At 61.5% G+C, this 17,330-nt stretch carries 14 protein-coding genes; 2 read left to right on the top strand and 12 right to left on the bottom strand.

The features are described from left to right. The first annotated feature begins 35 nt into the window (after positions 1-35). Entirely contained in the window at positions 36-1,367 is a 1,332-nt protein-coding gene (locus J2X24_RS13145; RefSeq protein ID WP_209722266.1) for an OmpA family protein, read from the top strand. On the opposite strand, the gene J2X24_RS13140 is transcribed toward J2X24_RS13145, so the two are convergent. From J2X24_RS13140 to J2X24_RS13085, 12 genes are all read right to left on the bottom strand, one after another. Beyond that, complete coding sequence (locus J2X24_RS13140; RefSeq protein ID WP_209722264.1) at positions 1,364-2,404, bottom strand: endonuclease/exonuclease/phosphatase family protein; 1,041 nt, start codon at positions 2,402-2,404, stop codon at positions 1,364-1,366. The two genes, J2X24_RS13145 and J2X24_RS13140, sit on opposite strands and share 4 nt — an antisense overlap. Before the next feature lie 48 nt (positions 2,405-2,452). Beyond that, a complete protein-coding gene (locus J2X24_RS13135) occupies positions 2,453-3,001 on the bottom strand; it encodes an NUDIX hydrolase (protein WP_209722262.1) in 549 nt (182 codons plus the stop codon). Positions 3,002-3,103: 102 nt separating this feature from the next. Next, positions 3,104-5,563: a DNA topoisomerase (ATP-hydrolyzing) subunit B gene (gyrB, locus tag J2X24_RS13130; protein WP_404977827.1), complete on the bottom strand. Its 2,460-nt coding sequence runs from the start codon at positions 5,561-5,563 to the stop codon at positions 3,104-3,106. A 12-nt stretch (positions 5,564-5,575) separates the two neighbouring features. Further along, positions 5,576-6,688 carry a DNA replication/repair protein RecF gene (gene recF / locus J2X24_RS13125; RefSeq protein ID WP_209722255.1) on the bottom strand — a complete coding sequence of 371 codons (1,113 nt, stop codon included), beginning with the start codon at positions 6,686-6,688 and terminating at the stop codon, positions 5,576-5,578. A gap of 243 nt (positions 6,689-6,931) precedes the next feature. Beyond that, the gene (gene dnaN, locus J2X24_RS13120; protein ID WP_209722252.1) at positions 6,932-8,053 is read right to left on the bottom strand and encodes a DNA polymerase III subunit beta; all 1,122 of its coding nucleotides are present in this window, start codon (positions 8,051-8,053) and stop codon (positions 6,932-6,934) included. A gap of 218 nt (positions 8,054-8,271) precedes the next feature. After that, positions 8,272-9,720, bottom strand: a complete 1,449-nt coding sequence (gene dnaA / locus J2X24_RS13115) for a chromosomal replication initiator protein DnaA (RefSeq protein ID WP_245344680.1) — start codon at positions 9,718-9,720, stop codon at positions 8,272-8,274. Between the two features lie 812 nt (positions 9,721-10,532). Beyond that, positions 10,533-10,802 carry a 30S ribosomal protein S20 gene (rpsT, locus tag J2X24_RS13110; protein WP_192620667.1) on the bottom strand — a complete coding sequence of 90 codons (270 nt, stop codon included), beginning with the start codon at positions 10,800-10,802 and terminating at the stop codon, positions 10,533-10,535. Between the two features lie 171 nt (positions 10,803-10,973). Next, on the bottom strand, positions 10,974-11,987 hold the full coding sequence (locus J2X24_RS13105; protein ID WP_209722249.1) for an NAD-dependent epimerase/dehydratase family protein: 1,014 nt from the start codon (positions 11,985-11,987) through the stop codon (positions 10,974-10,976). 111 nt (positions 11,988-12,098) lie between these two features. Then, entirely contained in the window at positions 12,099-12,965 is an 867-nt protein-coding gene (gene mutM, locus J2X24_RS13100; protein ID WP_209722246.1) for a bifunctional DNA-formamidopyrimidine glycosylase/DNA-(apurinic or apyrimidinic site) lyase, read from the bottom strand. Positions 12,966-13,158: 193 nt separating this feature from the next. Beyond that, complete coding sequence (locus J2X24_RS13095) at positions 13,159-14,064, bottom strand: aldo/keto reductase (RefSeq protein ID WP_209722244.1); 906 nt, start codon at positions 14,062-14,064, stop codon at positions 13,159-13,161. 274 nt (positions 14,065-14,338) lie between these two features. Continuing rightward, on the bottom strand, positions 14,339-14,959 hold the full coding sequence (locus tag J2X24_RS13090) for a carbonic anhydrase (RefSeq protein ID WP_209722241.1): 621 nt from the start codon (positions 14,957-14,959) through the stop codon (positions 14,339-14,341). A gap of 73 nt (positions 14,960-15,032) precedes the next feature. After that, positions 15,033-15,299, bottom strand: coding sequence for a hypothetical protein (locus tag J2X24_RS13085; RefSeq protein ID WP_209722238.1), 267 nt, complete (start codon positions 15,297-15,299; stop codon positions 15,033-15,035). 373 nt (positions 15,300-15,672) lie between these two features. Here J2X24_RS13085 and J2X24_RS13080 point away from each other — a divergent pair, with 373 nt between their 5' ends. Then, complete coding sequence (locus tag J2X24_RS13080) at positions 15,673-17,328, top strand: MFS transporter (RefSeq protein WP_209722236.1); 1,656 nt, start codon at positions 15,673-15,675, stop codon at positions 17,326-17,328. Positions 17,329-17,330 lie beyond the last annotated feature (2 nt).

Here is a 17,330-nt window from a genome sequence, read left to right as displayed (position 1 = left end):
TGAATGAGTAGACGGACTTAGGCGGCATGGTGGGGATGAAACTGAAACTTCTGGCAGGCACGGCCATGACCTTGGCCGGGGCCGCACTGGCGCACACCGCCTCCGCCGACACCCATATCGGCTGGTATGCCGCCGTCGAAGCCGGCCAGACACCCGGCGCGACACAGACGCTCGACATCACTGACGTCACCTTGCAAGGCACCGCCTCGTCGTCTTCCGTCACGCCGCTCGGCGACGAAGCGTCGCTGAAGATCGACCGCGGCGCCGCCGGCTTCGCCCGCCTCGGCTACCAGTTCACGCCCAATCTCCGCGCCGAAGCCGAGTTCGGCACGCGCCCGGGCGCCATTACCGATGGCCTGTCGGGCGAAAGCAATCCCGGCATCGGCAAGGTCGACAAGGCCTCGGCCATGGTCAACCTCATCTACGATATCCGGCCCGACTTGCCGCTGCATCCCTTCGTCGGCATCGGCGCCGGCGTCGTGCAGGCCAAGACGACCTATTCGGGGCCATCGAGCACCAACGGCCACGCCCGCACCTACAGCGTGTCGTCCGAGCAGACCGTGCCCGCCGCCCAGGTCCTTGCCGGCGCCAGTTGGCGCCTGACCAAGCGCCTGAACTTCGATATGATCTACCGCTTCATGCGGACCGGCAACACATCCTACGATGTCGCCGTGACGGACACACATACACCGCCGAACGCCTCGGGCCCGGTGATCGACACCTACACCGCCAAGGCCGCCGGCCATTTCAGCGACCACAGCTTAAGCGTCGGCCTGCGCTGGAGCTTCGGCGCGCCAGTCAAGTCACGCCCGTCGTCCGTGGCCTCGGCGCCAGCTGCGCCCCTCAGCCAAGCCAATGCCGGCGTGCCCAATGCCTTGTCGGTCAACCCTGCCCCGGTGGCGCAGGCCTCCAGCCCGGCGCCGGTTCCGTCCGCGCCCGTCGCAGTCGCCGCCCTGCCTGCGCCGGCCGGACCCGCCGCACCGACAAACTCCGCCGCGTCCGACGCGCAACCGCCGGTGATGGCGATTCCGGCGCCCAGTCAGTACACGGTCTATTTCCCGCTCAACAGCCTGCGCCTCAACGCCGCCGCGCAGTCGGTCATCACCACCGCCGCGCAGTACGCAAAGTCGGCGCCGGCGCCCAAGCTGACGGTTACCGGACATGCCGATACCTCAGGCTCGGCCGCCTACAACATGGCCCTGTCGCGCAAACGCGCCAATGTCGTGGCCGGGGGCCTCAAGGCGGAAGGCATACCCTCGTCCGCCATCACCGTCCGCTGGAAGGGCGAGAAGGACCTGGCCGTAAAGACCCGCGACGGCGTCGCCAACGCCAAGAACCGCCGCACCACGATCGACGTCAGCTTCTAGATCAGCGTATCGATATAGGCGTCGCTGTCGTCGATGCCGAATTCGATCCACATTGGCAGGTGGTCGCTCATGCGGTAGGTGCGCCAATCCTTGAAGCTGCGGCCGGGCTTGGTCTTGCGCGCTTCGGCATAATCGGTCTCGTCCTCGAGCCGGTAGACGTGCTCATAAAAGTCGAACACGCCGGCGCGGCCGGTCGGCTTCAGGCGCTTGAGCTTGTCGAGATAGGCGATCTGGTCGTAGTGCTTCGACTTGTCGACATTGCTCCCCGGGATGGCCTGCAAGGCTTCCGGCACTTCGAATCCGGCCTTGGTGATCGCCTCCATGGTCACGTCCTTGCGATTGAAGATATTGAAATCGCCAAGGATGATCAGGTCGCTGCCAACGGGGTCTTCGCCGGGCCGATATTGCGGGGCGCCGGAAAAGCGCGGGGCGTATTTGGCGAGCGTCGCCGCGAGATCAGTGATTTCCTGGACGCGGCGTGGATCGTCCTTGACGCTGTCACCGTAATAGATGTGGACGGTGACGAGCGTAAAATACGCCCAGCCGGCGTGGAAACCGGCAATATAGGGCGAGCGCGCCAGTTGCACCGGCGGAACATCGACGCCCTTCTGGTTCGGCAGGACGAATTCGGCCGCCAGCCCGGTGCAGTTCACCTTGCGCTTGTCGAACAGATAGGCCATGCGCTCGGAATTGCCGGATGTGCCCAGCGTCACGTCCGTGACGATGTAGTCCCACCAGCTGCCCAACAGCGTCTTCAGGTGTTGCAGCGGATAGAGGCCCTCGCGCAGTTCCTGGACGGCGATGATGTCGAACCGGCTGAGGATCTCAGCGATATAGTAGTAGCATTCCTCTTCGCGGAAGCCGTATTTGCCGGAGTCGAATTCGCGGATGTTCCACGTCGCCATCAGCAGAGAGTCGCTCATGCTGCGCGCCGGAATCTCGGCGTTCAGCGCTTTGCGTAAGCTCTTGATGCCCTTGATGGTCCGAGCCCGTTCGGCCGGATCGTTGATTGTCTTGATGCCGGAATAGTAGATCATGTCAGCCTCCCGCGACACCCGGAAGGTAACACGCGGGCAATGACAGGCCTATGAATTTATCGCGTCAAAGGCGAGTGACCGATTCACCTTCAGGTGCTTTTCCATCTTGATGGCCAACCGCGCCAGGGACGGCGACATATCGCCAAGATGGCGGAATGGAATACAGGCGGTCGGCAGTTCCGGCTCGCCGACTTCAGCCACCGGCCGCATCAGGTAGCGGAAATCGATATGCCAGTGCTCGGGCTCACCCTTCTTGGCATTGGCCGGCACCAGCAGGCAGTCGATATCGAAAGGCTCGTCTTCGATCAGCTCGCAGTCGAGACCGGTTTCTTCGCGCGCCTCACGCAGGGCGGCCTCGACAACCGTTTCGCCGGGATCGACGTGGCCGCCGGGCTGTATCCATGCCTTCAGAAACGGATGCCAGATGGTCAGCAATGCATCGCCCTGGACGATCAGCACCGACGCCGTCACATGGGCCGGAAAGCTCGATCGCGCCAGCATATCCGGCACGTTTCCAAGTACCTCCCGACTGCGCAGGACGGTATCGCGCTCATCGGCAAAGCGCGACGCATAACGGGCAAGAAGGTCGATTGTCATAGCGTCACACCATCATGAGTCGCGCCCACAAAGCAAACACCCCGCCAGATGCCTGACGGGGTGAAAGAACAAAACTTATGGGTCCAGGGTCCGAGACCCTGGCTAGGCATCGACCTCGGCGTCGAGCGCATTGTCCTGGATGAATTCGCGGCGCGGTTCGACCAGGTCGCCCATCAGCTTCGAGAACATGTCGTCGGCTTCGTCGGCGTGGTTGACCTTGACCTGCAGGAGCGTGCGCACGTCCTTATCGAGCGTGGTTTCCCACAGCTGCTCGGCGTTCATTTCGCCCAGGCCTTTGTAGCGCTGGATGGTCAGGCCCTTGCGGCCGGCGTCGAGCACCGCCGCGACCAGGTCGAGCGGTCCACGGATGTCGGTCGACTTGTCCTTGCGCGTGAAGAAGGCCACCTGGGCATAGACGTCACCCAGGGCATCGGCGCGTTCCGACAGGCGGCGCGCGTCGAGCGAATGCATCATGGCTTCGTCGAGGACGATCTTTTCGGTCACGCCGCGACGGATGCGCTCAAAGACATAGCCACCGCCGACGCCGGCTTCGACGCTCCACGGGCCATCGCCTTCCTGGTTGAGGCGGGTGAGCGATGCCGCGACCTTTTCCAGGTCCGGATGTGTGCCGAACAGGCCGCCCAACGCCGCCTGTTCGATGGCGAAGGCCGGCGCGCGGGTCGACAGGCGGTCGACGCTCGACTTAAAGGACTTGGCGGCGCGGACCTGGGCGTCGAGGTCGTTGCCGACAATGCGCTCACCGGTGCGCAGTTCCAGCACCGCGTCGCTGATGCCTTCCTCGATGAGGTAGGCGTCGAGTTCGCTGTCGTCCTTGAGATAGCGCGACGACTTGCCCTTGGCGACCTTGTAGAGCGGCGGCTGGGCGATGTAGAGGTAGCCCTTGTCGATGATCTCCGGCATCTGACGGTAGAAGAAGGTCAGGAGCAGGGTGCGAATATGCGCGCCGTCGACGTCGGCGTCGGTCATGATGATGATCTTGTGGTAGCGCAGCTTCTCGATGTTGAAGTCGTCGCGGCCGATACCGGCGCCCAGCGCCGTGATCAGCGTGCCAATCTGTTCCGACGACAGCATCTTGTCGAAGCGGGCGCGTTCGACGTTCAGCACCTTGCCGCGCAGCGGCAGGATGGCCTGGTTTTCGCGGTTACGCGCCTGCTTGGCCGAGCCGCCGGCCGAGTCACCCTCGACGATGAAGATTTCGGACTTGGCCGGGTCGCGTTCCTGGCAGTCTGCCAGCTTGCCCGGCAGCGAGGAGATATCGAGCGCCGACTTGCGCCGCGTCAGTTCGCGCGCCTTGCGGGCGGCTTCGCGGGCGGCGGCGGCTTCGACAATCTTGGAGACGATCGTCTTGGCTTCGGCCGGATTTTCCTCAAACCACTGGGCCAGCTTGTCGTAGACCAGGCCTTCGACGGCCGGGCGGACTTCGGAGGAGACCAGCTTGTCCTTGGTCTGCGACGAGAACTTCGGGTCGGGCACCTTAACCGACAGGACGCAGGTCAAGCCTTCGCGCGCGTCTTCGCCCGAGACCGAAACCTTCTCGCGCTTGGCGGCGCCCGAGGACTCCATGTACTGCGACATCACCCGCGTCAGCGCACCGCGGAAGGCCGCCAGGTGCGTGCCGCCGTCGCGTTGCGGGATGTTGTTGGTGAAGCACAACATGGTCTCGTGGTAGCTGTCGTTCCACTGCAGGGCCAGGTCGACCTCGATCTTGTCGCGCACGCCGCGCACCGACACAGGCGCCTTCATGACCGAAGTCTTGGCCTTGTCGAGGTGCTTGACGAATTCGACCACGCCGCCGTCGTAGTGCAGGATGATTTCGTAGGGCTCGGCCTCGCGGAAGTCAGCAAAGCGGATATGGACGCCGGAATTGAGGAAGGCCAGCTCACGCAGGCGGTGTTCCAGTGTCTTGCGGTCGAAGTCGATGAAGCTGAATGTACCCTGGTCGGGGCCGGTCTTCAGCGACGGCATGAAAGTCACGGTCGTGCCGGTCAGCACCTCGCCGGCTTTGGGACCTTCGTCACGGATGGGCGCATCGCCGGTGATGTGTACTGGCGTGACCGTCTCACCCAGCTCGAAGCGAGCCTCGTGGCACTTGCCGTTGCGATAGATCTTCAGTTCGACATAGTCGGACAGGGCGTTAACGACCGAAACGCCGACGCCGTGCAGGCCGCCTGAGACCTTGTAGCTGTTCTGGTCGAACTTACCGCCGGCGTGGAGCTGGGTCATGATGACTTCCGCGGCCGACACGCCTTCACCAGCGTGGATGTCGACCGGCATGCCGCGGCCATCATCCGACACTGAGCACGAACCGTCGGCATTCAGGATGACGCCGACGCGCGTGGCGTGGCCGGCTAGGGCTTCATCGATAGCGTTATCGACGACTTCGTAGACCATGTGGTGCAGGCCCGAGCCGTCATCAGTGTCGCCGATATACATGCCAGGGCGCTTGCGAACGGCGTCCAGACCTTTCAGAACCTTGATCGAATCAGCACCATACGCGTTGGTTACGATCTCGGGGTGGTCTTCGGAATTTTCATCGCTCATTCGCGGGTCCATTTACTCAGTAAAATCAACAAATTGACCGCCTTCTACGCGCACACCCAGCGCGCGGTTCGAAAGGCCGTCGAACAGGCCCAAATCGGTCCCTGTAAAGAAGGTTTGTAGGCCCAAAGCATGGGTCTCGTCAAACAGAGCGTGCCGGCGCGCAGGGTCGAGATGCGCCGCCACTTCGTCCAGCAGCAATATCGGTCTTGCCGAGGTTTTGTCCTTCGCCAGACGCGCGCCCTGCGCCAGGATGATATTGAGCAGGAGCGCCTTTTGCTCTCCCGTGGACCCTTCGGCGGCGGGACGGTTCTTGTCCCGGTGGATGACCGAAAAGTCCATGCGGTGTGGCCCGAACAGCGACCGGCCGGCCGCGCTATCGCGGCTGCGCGATTGCCGGAAGCCATTGATAATATAGGTATTGAGGTCGGGATCTTCAATATCACCGGCGAGAAGGAGATCGGCCTTGGGGAACGGCCCCTGGTGCTGTTCGATCTCGGCCTGGAGCGCGATGGTGGCGCGACGGCGCGCTTCGATCATCTGCGTGCCGGTTTCGGCCAGCTTCTGTTCCAGCAGGGACAGCCAGGCGTCGTCGGCGGGGCCATCGGTCAGGAGCTTCAGGCGTTCGCGTAGAGCCTTCTCGTAGGCGGTGACGACAGCGGCATGGCGGTGTTCCGCGGCAAAGGTCAGGCGGTCGAAAAAACGCAGGCGTTCGGAGCGCGATTCGATGAACAGGCGGTCCTGCGCCGGAGTCAGCCAGATCAGCCGGACGTGCTCAAGGAGGCGCGCGGCGGTGACGTTCTGGCCGTCGAGCCTGACCACTCGCTTGTTCAGATCGCGCGGGTCGGAGCCGGTGCCGAGATGGGTTTCGTCCTCGCCCTCGCCGAACTTCGCGGCAACACCCCAGGCGCGGCCATGCGCTTCGTGGGGGAGACGGCGGCCGAGATCGCTGAAGCCCGCGCCACGCAGGCCCTTGCCGGGATTGAGGACGCTGATGGCTTCGAGCAGGTTGGTCTTGCCGGCGCCGTTTTGTCCATAGAGGTAGACGCTGCGGCCATCGACGGCGAAGTCGAGCCGTTCATAGGAGCGGAACTCGGTCAGGGACAGGGACTGGAGGGCGCTAGACACGAATTGGTCTTCCTTCGCCCAATTTCAGAACGCGTTGCCTAGAAGCAGTAACGTCTTCGCCCTCCCCATTCATGGGGAGGAGGGACCATCCGAAGAATGGTGGGCGGGGCCTAATGGAAGAAATAGCCAGACTCAGAGCGCATTGAATATGAAGAAAGCCCCGCCCACCGTCGCAAGCGACGGTCCCCCCTCCCCATAAATGGGGAGGGCGAAAAGAGCTTAAGCCTGCCATCTGATATCTTTTTAGACGCGCAGCGGCATCAGCACGTACTGGACGCCATTGTCCGCCGGGTCGAGCACCAGGGTCGGCGACGAGGCATCCGAGAAGCGCAGTTCGACCGTATCACCGCCGATCTGCCCCATGACGTCCAGGATATAGCGGGCGTTAAAGCCGATATCGAGCGACTCGTTGTCATAGTCGATCTCGGCTTCTTCGACGGCCTGACCGGCTTCGATATTGCGCACGCTGAGGGTCAGGCGGCCACTTTCGATCGCCATCTTCACTGAACGCGACTTTTCCGCCGAGATGGTCGAGACGCGGTCCACGGCCTTGGCCAGCACGCCGGTATCGACCAGCATGACCTTGTCATTGCCGCGCGGAATGACGCGGCCATAGTCCGGGAAGGAGCCATCGATGATCTTTGACGTCAGCGAGGCATTGCCGAACTGGAAGCGGATCTTGGCCGGACTGACGGTCAGGTCGACATAGCCGGTGCCATCATCGAGCAGGCGGCGCGCCTGATCGACCGTTTTCCGCGGGACGATGATGCCGGCGCCGCCCATGGCGCCTTCGGGCGCGGGCATTTCGGCCAGGGCCAGGCGGTGACCATCGGTCGCCACGGCGCGCAGGTAGCTGGAGCCTTCCTCGGCCAGGGTGTGCAGGTACATGCCGTTGAGATAATAGCGGGTTTCTTCGGTCGAGACGGCGAAGCGCGTCTTGTCGATCAGGCGCTTCAGGTCATCACGCAGGATCTGGTAGGTGACGCCTTCGTGGTCGCTCGACATGATCGGGAAATCGCCGGCCGGCAGGACCGGCAGGGCAAAGCGCGAACGGCCGGCGGAAACGGCCAGGCGGGGATCGTCACCGGCGGCATAGCGCAGTTCGACGTCGGCGCCTTCGGGCAGTTTGCGGACGATTTCGTAGAGGGTGTGGGCGGGCGCGGTGATCTGGCCCGGCACCTGGACGGTGGCATCGGCCGTATCGACGATTTCCATGTCAAGGTCGGTCGCTGAAAAGGACACGGTGCCCGGTTCGGCCGACAACAGGACGTTCGACAGTATGGGGATGGTGTTGCGGCGTTCGACGACGCTTTGGACATGGCCCAGCGCTTTCAGAAGCGCGCCACGTTCGATCGTGAATTGCATCTCTACGGAGTCCTGTTTTGCTCGATTCGCCCGAGGGTATTCTGCCGTCGGGGGGCGGACATTAGAGGATTTTGCGCGAATATCAAATGGGGTGTGGGGTCCGTGACCCCACAAACATTGTCTTATCTTTTTTCGCCCCTGCCCCTTCGGGGCAAGGGGCGGAAAAAGATAGGGAAAGGCTTGGGGCCCCAAGAAACGTTACTTGGCCCCAAACCCCATTAGTTACTCCGCAATTTCCTCGTCAGCGCCTCAACATCGCGCGCGATCTGGTCATCCGACGTCAGTAGTTCCTCGACCTTCTTCACGGCATGCAGAACCGTCGTGTGGTCACGGCCACCGAACCGGCGGCCGATGTCCGGATAGGACCGTGTCGTATGCTGCTTGCACAGCCACATGGCCACCTGACGCGGACGCGCCACGCTGCGGGTCCGGCGCTCCGACAGAAGGTCCGCCTGCTTCAGGCCGAAATGATCGGCGGTCAGCTTCTGGATTTCATCGACGGTTACGCGCCGCTCCACCGATACTTTCAGGTTCGGTTGCAGCAAAGCCATGGCTTCTTCCAAAGTCAAACTCCCAAGACGAGGGCCGGCGGACGCCACCAGGGTATTCACCGCGCCTTCAAGCTCGCGGATCGACCCCGGCACACGCTCGGCCAGAAATTGCATTACATCCCCCCGCGGATTCTGCCCCGACGCCTGACCCCTCTGGACCAGTTGCGCCAGCTTGCGCTCGATAATGCCGATACGCAGCGACTGATCGGCCACGTCCAGCGCACAGACCAGGCCCGACGACAGGTGCGAACGCAGGCGCGCCTCAATCTCGGTCAGCTGCGATGGCGGACGGTCGGCAGTGAAGACCACGCGGCGATTGTTTTCGATCAGCGAGGTCAGGGTATGGAACAGCTCTTCCTGCGACGACGTCTTGCCGCCGATGAAGTGGACATCGTCCACCAGCAGCAGGTCAGCGCCACGGATTTCATCCTTGAACGCCGCCGTCGACTTGTCCATCAAGGCCTTGACGAAGGTCGAGGTGAACTTTTCAGCCGTCAGATAGACGATACGGGCGTCGGGTCGGCGCGCATGCGCTTCCCAGCCGATGGCGTTCAGCAGGTGGGTCTTGCCGTAGCCATAGGGGCCGTGAAAAAACACCGGATTGAAGTGCCCGTCGGCCCACGACGCCACCTGACGCGACATGGTGTAGGCAAATTCGTTGCCGCGGCCCGAGACGAAGCTTTCGAAGGTCAGGCGGTCCTGCAGGCCATTGATGCGCGATACCGGTGTCGGCACGGCCGGACGGATGTCCTGAACGACAGCGGGCATCTGGATCGGCGCACTGACGACCTGAGCGGTTGCCGCCGGCACAGGCTGGCCGGTCGTGCGGGCCTGGTCTTCGTATTCGACGCGCGATTTGACATCGAGAATCCGCGAATCCGGGTCGTGTTGCGACCACAGCTCCTGCGCCCGGCGAATGGCATTGCGCGAAATCCAGTCGCGCGCATAGGCCGTCGGCGTCACCAGAACCGGATCGCCGTAAAGGCCCGGCCGCACACTCGACGGTGCGACATAGGAGTTATAAGCGCCTTCGCCCAACTCGCGGCGAAGAACGGGCGCCACTTTAGACCATACCGTCTCAGGTAGGATCGGCGACCAGCTTGTCATGCTTGGCATTTTTTTATCGCCCCAACCATTTGCCCTATACCCTGTACTCGACACATACCCAGACCTCCCTGACGGACAGGAGTTCTCCTGACGTCAGCCGCAAATAAAGCCCCCGCGCAAACCCTAGCCCAGGTGTTGGGCGCAAGCTCTGGATGCGCATCCCAACAAAGGATCGGCATCCTGCCTTCGTACACCGGCACTTCTGTGCCGTTTACACAAAGACCAAACTCTTACAGATACTCCCCAGGCCGCTAGTCCTGAGTGCGAAATCCCCTTTTCTTCGCGCGTGGGGCGAACCCATGCACGATGTAACAGCCTTCCAGACGCTTATGAGGTCAAGAAACCCCAGAAGCGGCGGCCTCAGGACGAAGTGGCCAGACCGGCCGATCCATCCAAAAAAACGGCTGGAGCCCCCCGGCGCGCGCAAGTTGCGGGCGCCTCCCGAATTCATCCGTATTGTGATGAAACCCGGTGAGGCAATATCGCCAAATTAGCTACCTTGAAGCCAGCGTCAATCCCGTTATTTTCGTCTCGGCGCTGATAAATTAGTTGACTCTCACAACCTCTTCGCAGGCAAAGAGAAATAGTTAAAAATTAGCGTTTCATTAACCATTTCGTGAACGACCATAAGTCACTTACAAGCTATTTATTCAAAGAAAATAACAGCTTATTGGAAACTTACTTGTCAGACAAACTGTCACAAAAGTGCAATTCAGGCAAAAAAAAGGCAATGCGATACGGCATTGCCTCCGGTCTTGCCGGCGTCAGGCAAACAAAAAAGGGCCGGGAGCGACCAGCCCTTTTGTGCTGAATTTAGGAGATTAGGCGGTCGCGAGCTTTTTCAGCTGAGCGGCCAGGCGCGAGACCTTGCGCGAACCGGTATTCTTGTGCACCACGCCCTTGGAGACGGCGCGCATCAGTTCGGACTGCGCCTCGACAAAGGCCGACTTGGCGACCGTGGCATCACCGGCAGCGATCGCTTCTTCAAACTTGCGCAGGAAGGTACGGACGCGCGAGCGGCGCGCCTTGTTGACTTCGGTACGGCGAGCGATCTTGCGGATTGCCTTGCGGGCGCCGGGATTATTGGCCATTCATCACCTGACTGGACGAGAAGATTGTTACAAAAGGCCCATGCCCATCAGGCAGAGCGCTAAATTCAAGGCGGCGGGATATAACTGATAGACTTCCCCCGGTCAACGCCCGGACTGCGCTTTTCGCAAGCCAAGTGCAAATTTTATGCACAGGGCTTGAAAAATAAGAGGTCAGACCAGGTTTGCGGCGATCAGGCTGTGCGCCGTCGCCCGTACGGCGTCCAGGGCCGGCTGGGGCTGCCAGCCCAGGTCACTGCACGCCTTGGCCGTCGAACACGGCGTATAGAGCCCCAGTTCGGTCGCGGTGCGAGACGCCTTACGGTCGAACAAGGCCCCTACGCGCACGGCGATATCGGACAGGTCGCGCGTCGGCACCTTGTCGGCATGATCGCTGAACTCGCCGCGCAGGACTTCGGCCACGTCACGCAGCCACAGGAAGCCGGCGGTGCACAGGTAACGGTTGCCGATGCTGAGATCGTTGGTCAGCGCCCGCTCATGCAGTTCGGCGACATCACGGACGTCCACGCCTTCGAAGCCGACGCGCGGCAGGCCGCTATATTCCCCCGTCAGCAGGTCACGCACGATATTGGAAGTAAAGGCGACATCCTCGCCCAGCAGAGGCCCGAAGACCTCGCCCGGATTGATGGTGGTGATCTCCATCTCGGGATAGTCCATGGCGAAGTCCCACACCGCCAGCTCGGCGCGCGTCATGGCTTCGTGGTGGGTGGAGACGTGGCCGTTGTGCAGGTTAGACCAGTCGCTCTCACTGAACGGGTCGATCCGCGTCTTGGAGCCATGGCCATAGACGACCGCGGCGACCGATGAGGTGACGATGACGCGCGTCACGCCGGCATCACGCGCCGCCTTGAGCACGCGCAGGACGCTTTCCAGCGCCGGCCGCACCGGATTGAGCCTGTCGGGGATGTCGTCCGAGGTGGCCAGGTAGAAGACGGCGTCGACGCCGCGCACGGCATCCGCCCATCCCGCCGACGACATAGGATCGGCCGCGACAAATGACAGGGTCTTTACCGGCGCGTAGGACGCCAGGGTCGTTTTCAGGGCGGCCGCGCGGTCTATATCGCGCAGGGTTCCACGGACACCGTAGCCCTTGCCAAGCAGATTAACGATCAACTGACGAGCGATAAAACCGTCAGCCCCTGTCACCAGTACCGTGCGATTAGTCATTCACGATCCCCGCTGCCCTGTCCCAGAGCTTTCCCGAACAGTATAGGCCCAAAAAACGCGGTTATCAAATTAGTGGTTAATCCTTTGTTAACACAGCATTTTTCGTTTCCATCATATTTGACAGGTAGGGCAATAAAAAGTCGATCGTCCTTGATGCACCTTGCGTGTGATTGTGCCGCCGTCGTCGCGCGGGCATGGCTTGCCCTTGCGGTCGTACACACAGAAGCGATGCTGGAAGTAGCCAAGTTCGCCGGATGCCGCGGCGAAGTCACTGATCGATGAGCCACCCGAAGCAATCGCATCGCTGAGCACCGTCTTGATGGCGTCGGTGAGGGCCTCGGCTTCTTTTGGCTTGAGATCAGCAGCCTTGCGGTCGGGGCTGAGCCGGGCCCGCCACAGCGCTTCACAGACATAGATGTTGCCGAGGCCGACAATGCCCGCCTGCGCCATCAGCAGCGCCTTGAGATTGAGCGCGCGCCCCTGGGCTTTCGACAGCAGGTAATCACCGTTGAGATCGTCCGACAAAGGCTCGACGCCGAGGCCGGCATACCATTTGCTCTCATACAGCTCGGCCGGGCTCATCAGCAGCATGAAGCCGAAACGGCGCGGGTCGTAAAAGTCGATGCGCGCCTTGCTTCCGTCCGCTTGCGTGGCGACGGTCTGGAAGTGCAGATGTTTTTCGGCCGGCGCGACCTGGTGATAGTAGGCGCCGAGCCCTTCGTCGCTGTCATCGATCTGGAACCGGCCGGTCATGCCGAGATGCGTCACCCACACCTCCTGGGTATCCATATAGGCCAGCAGGTACTTGGCGCGCCGTTCGAGCCGCATTACGGTTGCACCATTGAGCCTGTCGGCGAAGTGGTCCGGAAATGGGTACCGCAGATTGGCGCGGTTCAGCCGGGTGTCGGACAGCCTGGCGCCGCTGAGATAGGGCTCCAGCCCCCGTCGGACGGTTTCGACTTCGGGAAGTTCAGGCATCGGTGGTCCAGGTGATTAAGGTTTGCAGGAGGCATGGCCTCCTGCACCTCGATACGCGACGGTGTTTAGTCATTTCAATAACAAATAGCCGGACCTTTAAGGGACCCGGCTATTTGTTGTTGAGATAAGTAATCGCTACCGAGTATCGGGGTGCAGGGGTCAAAGAACGTTTCCTGGGACCCCTGCAAAACCTTTAAGCCACCCGGATCAACCGGCGGCTGACATCCCCCAGATCGGCGTACCACTGCGCCGGATCCAGCGCGATATCGTCATTCAGCGCCATCGCATCCCAGTTCAGCTTCGGCGCCTTGCGTTCCGACGCCGCGACAATCGCGCGCAGCTCCGCGGCCGAGGTCACGCCGACCACGACGGTCGACACCCCGCTCAGGTTCAGCGCGAAACTTAAGGCCGCGTGCAACGGATCGGCCCCCTGCTCCATCATGATGCGGCGGACTTTCGACAGATGCGGCCCGATGGCCACCAGGTTGCCCGGCAGCGACTCGCGCGGCAGGAACAGCAGGCCCTGCAGGAAGACGGAGCGGATCTGGACCTCGATACCCATCTCGGCCATTGCGGCGATATCGCCATTGTGCACCAGGCGCTGGTCCAGGATCGAGCACGGCACCTGGACAACATCCGGTTTGAACCGGCGGGCCAGCAGCAACGGCTGGTCCTTATAGGTCGCGGAAATCCCGATCTTGCTGATCAGCCCCTCGGCCTTGAGTTTCTCCAGACGCTCCCACAGGGCATCACCCTCAGGCCCCGTTAAATCTTCCGCCGAATCGACCAGGGCCGAGTGCACCCGCACCAGGCCCATATGATCGACTGAACGGCGCAGCCGCGACTCAAGCCAGTCCAGCCCCTTTTCGAGGCGCAGCGTCCGGACCTGCGGTTTGAAAGGTGATGGAAACGGCCAGCAGCGGCCCAGGATGCGTTCGATATCACCGTCATAATGGGCGGCATCTATATGCTTGATCTTGCAGTCGCCGGCCAGGCTCAGGATCTGGCGCACCTCCTCCTCGCTCACACGACCCCGTGTGTTCGAGATGCCGTAATCCCGGCCGAACTGTGCTGTACCAAGACCTAAAGTCGCAACCATGAAGGGCGTAGCCTTAACCAAAAGCCTTAACCATAAGGCGGCTTCAGTTTGACGGCTAAGTCTTAACGAACCTCTGACAGGAAATAAAAAACCTGTATATGAGGCCGTTAATTTTTATTAAAATGCCATTAGGAAGTGTAAATATCAGGACGGAATTAGCCCTTCTACCTCAGCTTGCCAACGGCGCGAAGTGCATAATTCGCCCAAAATGTGGATAAGTCTTTAACAGGCCAAACCGGCCGAACATCGCTGCACACTTTTCGGTATCTCGACCCTAAATACCGAAAAGCGATTCGCGTTCTTCGACATTGCCGACGCTGATCCCCAGATCGTTCACAAGCCCGGTGCTCAGCTCATAAACCCAGCCGTGGATGGTCAGGGACTGGCCCGCCCGCCATGCCGCCACCGTGATCGGGTTGGTGGCGACATTGCGCACCTGCGCCGTCACGTTCAGCTCGCACAGCCGGTCGACCTTGGCCGACAGGCTGGGGCAGGCGTCCAGTTCGTGCTTGTGCGTATGAGCGACATCGCGGATCGGCGTCAGCCAGTGATCGATCAGGCCGTGATCCTCGGACTCGATCGCCGTGCGCACGCCGCCGCAACCATAGTGGCCGACGACCAACACATGCTTCACCTTCAGGACGTGAACCGCGTATTGCAGCGTGCTGAGATAATTGGCGTCCTGCGGCGGCGCCAGGTTGGCGACATTGCGATGGACGAACATTTCGCCGGGGTCGAGATTGACGATTTCATTGGCCGGCACACGGCTGTCCGCGCAACCGATCCAGAAATATTCCGGCGATTGCTGACGCACCAGACGCTTGAAGAAATCAGGATCGACCTGGGTCTTTTCCCGGGCCCAACGGCGATTGTTCTCGATCAGATCGTCCAGCATGTCAAAACCCCGCACAAAATCGGGGCCGCTTATGGACCGGGAGAGGAGGCCAATCAAGCCCTTTAACCGAAGGTCAGATAGAATGCGTATCCTTGGCCGGATCGCCCTTCCCGCCCAACAGCTTGGTCACGTGGCCATGAACGCAGCCCACAGCACCGTCAATGGCGCGGCCGGCGGCTTCGAACGAGCCGTAACGGACCAGCAGCACCAGAACGATAACGCCCAAGAGCGCCAGCAGCGCCTCGAAGACCGTTATCAGCATGTGCACCGGGCGCACGCGATTGACCTTGGCGTAGGTGTTCAGCCCTTCAGGGGCATGGACCGGTTGAGAAAATTTCATGGCAACCCCCTGAAGCGATATGCCGAACCTGCCGGCCGTCTTCGGCGCGACTATCGCGGCAAAACAGACTTAACGCAACGCTTTCCCTCACCTTACGCCAAAAGCGCGATATTCGCCAAGCCGCTTCGCCTTATTGTTGATTTGTTTACGAACACACGTCATGATGAAAACGATTGCATGATTCGGGTTGTATCCCCCCTCACCACCCGCGAATGCAGTCTGGCTTGTCCTGCTGCTCTTCGTCCGTCGATTGTCCCGGACGGAGGGCGGCCTTTTTCTCCTTACATCATCAAGAGTCTTGTCAATCCTTCGGCATTGGGTCAAATGCCGTAACAGGGTAATGCCCGAACATAAGAACACAGGGGGCCAGTGCATGGCTGAGACGCAAAAGGGCGCGACCGGCGGCCTCAAGACCATTGTGGCGGCTTCGGCAGCCGGCACGACGTTCGAATGGTACGACTTCTTCATCTTCGGCGCCCTGACGACCATCATCGCCCAGAACTTCTATGCCGGCGTCTCGGGCACGCTCGGGACCATACTGACGCTCCTGACCTTTGCCGTCGGTTTCATTGCCCGCCCGGTCGGCGCCCTGGTCTTTGGCCATATCGGCGACAAGAAGGGCCGCAAGGGCACCTTCCTCTGGACCATCCTCGTCATGGGGATCGCCACCATACTGATCGGCTGCCTGCCGACCTACGCCCAGGCCGGGCCGGTGGCCCCTATTCTCCTTGTGGCATTACGTGTCGTTCAGGGCTTTGCGTTGGGCGGTGAGTACGGTGGCGCGGCTATCTATGTCGCCGAGCACGCACCGCCCGACAAGCGCGGCGCCTACACAAGCTGGATCCAGTCGAGCGCGGCCTTTGGCCTGATCGCGGCCCTGGCCGTTATTCTGGCCACCCGCAAGGTCGTGGGCGAACCCGCCTTTGCCGACTGGGGCTGGCGCATTCCCTTCCTGATTTCGACCGGTCTGCTGATCGTCAGCGTCTATATTCGCGCCAAGACCGCGGAAAGTCCGGCCTTCAAGGCGCTGCATGACCAGGGCCAGATCGCCAAATCGCCGCTGTCGGAAATCTTTACGAAGTGGTCGAACCTGAAGGGCATGCTGATCGCGCTCTTCGGTTTCATGACGGCCCAGGGCGTCGTCTGGTACACCAGCTTCTTCTATACCCAGGTCTTCCTGGAAAAGATGGTCCGCCTCGATCCTCAGCAGAAAGACACGCTGATCATCGGCATGACGCTGGTGTCGGCGCCCCTCTATATCCTGTTCGCGCGCCTCTCGGACAGGTGGGGCCGCAAGCCGGTGATGATCTTCGGTATTGCGCTCGCCTGCCTGACCTTCTTCCCGGGTTTCCAGGCGCTGCTGAAATTCGGCAATCCTGACCTCGATGCCGCCTACCGCACCGCGCCGGTGCGCATTATCGCCGACCCGGCGCAATGCACCTTTCAATTCGACCTGACCGGTACCGCACAGTTTTCGACCGCCTGCGACCTGGCCAAGAGCGTCGTGTCCAATATCGGCGTCCCCTATGAAAGCCAGGCGGCATCGGCCGGTACATCGACCGCCGTCGCCGAAATCGGCGGCCGGCGCATAGAGATTGCTTCGGGGGCGGGGCTGGACAAGGCTGGCGTCAAAGCCCTGCGCGGCAAGGCGACGACAGAGATCAAGGCGGCCCTGACTGCCGCGGGATATCCGGAAAAAGCCGATCCGAAAAAGGCCAATCTGTGGGCCATGTTCGCGATCCTGTGCGTCTTCGCCTTTGCCGCCACCGCGCTCTACGGCCCGATGGCGTCCGCCCTTGTCGAGATGTTCCCGACGCGCGTACGCTATACCGCCATGAGCCTGCCCTACAATATCGGCACCGGGTGGTTCGGCGGCCTGCAACCGGCCTTGAGCTTCGCCATGGTCGCCGCCGCCGGCAATATCTATTACGGCCTGTGGTATCCGGTCATCACCGGCGCCCTGGCCGTTCTGGTGGCGCTGATCTTCATGAAGGAAACCAGGGGCCGCGACCTGCACACGGTGGAATGATC

Source organism: Asticcacaulis solisilvae (genome assembly GCF_017875235.1).
Classification (GTDB): Bacteria; Pseudomonadota; Alphaproteobacteria; order Caulobacterales; family Caulobacteraceae; genus Asticcacaulis; species Asticcacaulis solisilvae_A.
This window is presented reverse-complemented; position numbering and strand designations above follow the sequence as displayed.

Bases quoted from the DNA above. Each gene is read 5' to 3' on its own strand.
- J2X24_RS13105 (WP_209722249.1), bottom strand. From the start codon at position 11,987: ATGACTAATCGCACGGTACTGGTGACAGGGGCTGACGGTTTTATCGCT.
- J2X24_RS13085 (WP_209722238.1), bottom strand. From the start codon at position 15,299: ATGAAATTTTCTCAACCGGTCCATGCCCCTGAAGGGCTGAACACCTAC.
- J2X24_RS13140 (WP_209722264.1), bottom strand. From the start codon at position 2,404: ATGATCTACTATTCCGGCATCAAGACAATCAACGATCCGGCCGAACGG.
- J2X24_RS13090 (WP_209722241.1), bottom strand. From the start codon at position 14,959: ATGCTGGACGATCTGATCGAGAACAATCGCCGTTGGGCCCGGGAAAAG.
- rpsT (WP_192620667.1), bottom strand. From the start codon at position 10,802: ATGGCCAATAATCCCGGCGCCCGCAAGGCAATCCGCAAGATCGCTCGC.
- J2X24_RS13145 (WP_209722266.1), top strand. From the start codon at position 36: ATGAAACTGAAACTTCTGGCAGGCACGGCCATGACCTTGGCCGGGGCC.
- J2X24_RS13080 (WP_209722236.1), top strand. From the start codon at position 15,673: ATGGCTGAGACGCAAAAGGGCGCGACCGGCGGCCTCAAGACCATTGTG.
- gyrB (WP_404977827.1), bottom strand. From the start codon at position 5,563: ATGAGCGATGAAAATTCCGAAGACCACCCCGAGATCGTAACCAACGCG.
- dnaN (WP_209722252.1), bottom strand. From the start codon at position 8,053: ATGCAATTCACGATCGAACGTGGCGCGCTTCTGAAAGCGCTGGGCCAT.
- dnaA (WP_245344680.1), bottom strand. From the start codon at position 9,720: ATGCCAAGCATGACAAGCTGGTCGCCGATCCTACCTGAGACGGTATGG.
- mutM (WP_209722246.1), bottom strand. From the start codon at position 12,965: ATGCCTGAACTTCCCGAAGTCGAAACCGTCCGACGGGGGCTGGAGCCC.
- J2X24_RS13095 (WP_209722244.1), bottom strand. From the start codon at position 14,064: ATGGTTGCGACTTTAGGTCTTGGTACAGCACAGTTCGGCCGGGATTAC.
- J2X24_RS13135 (WP_209722262.1), bottom strand. From the start codon at position 3,001: ATGACAATCGACCTTCTTGCCCGTTATGCGTCGCGCTTTGCCGATGAG.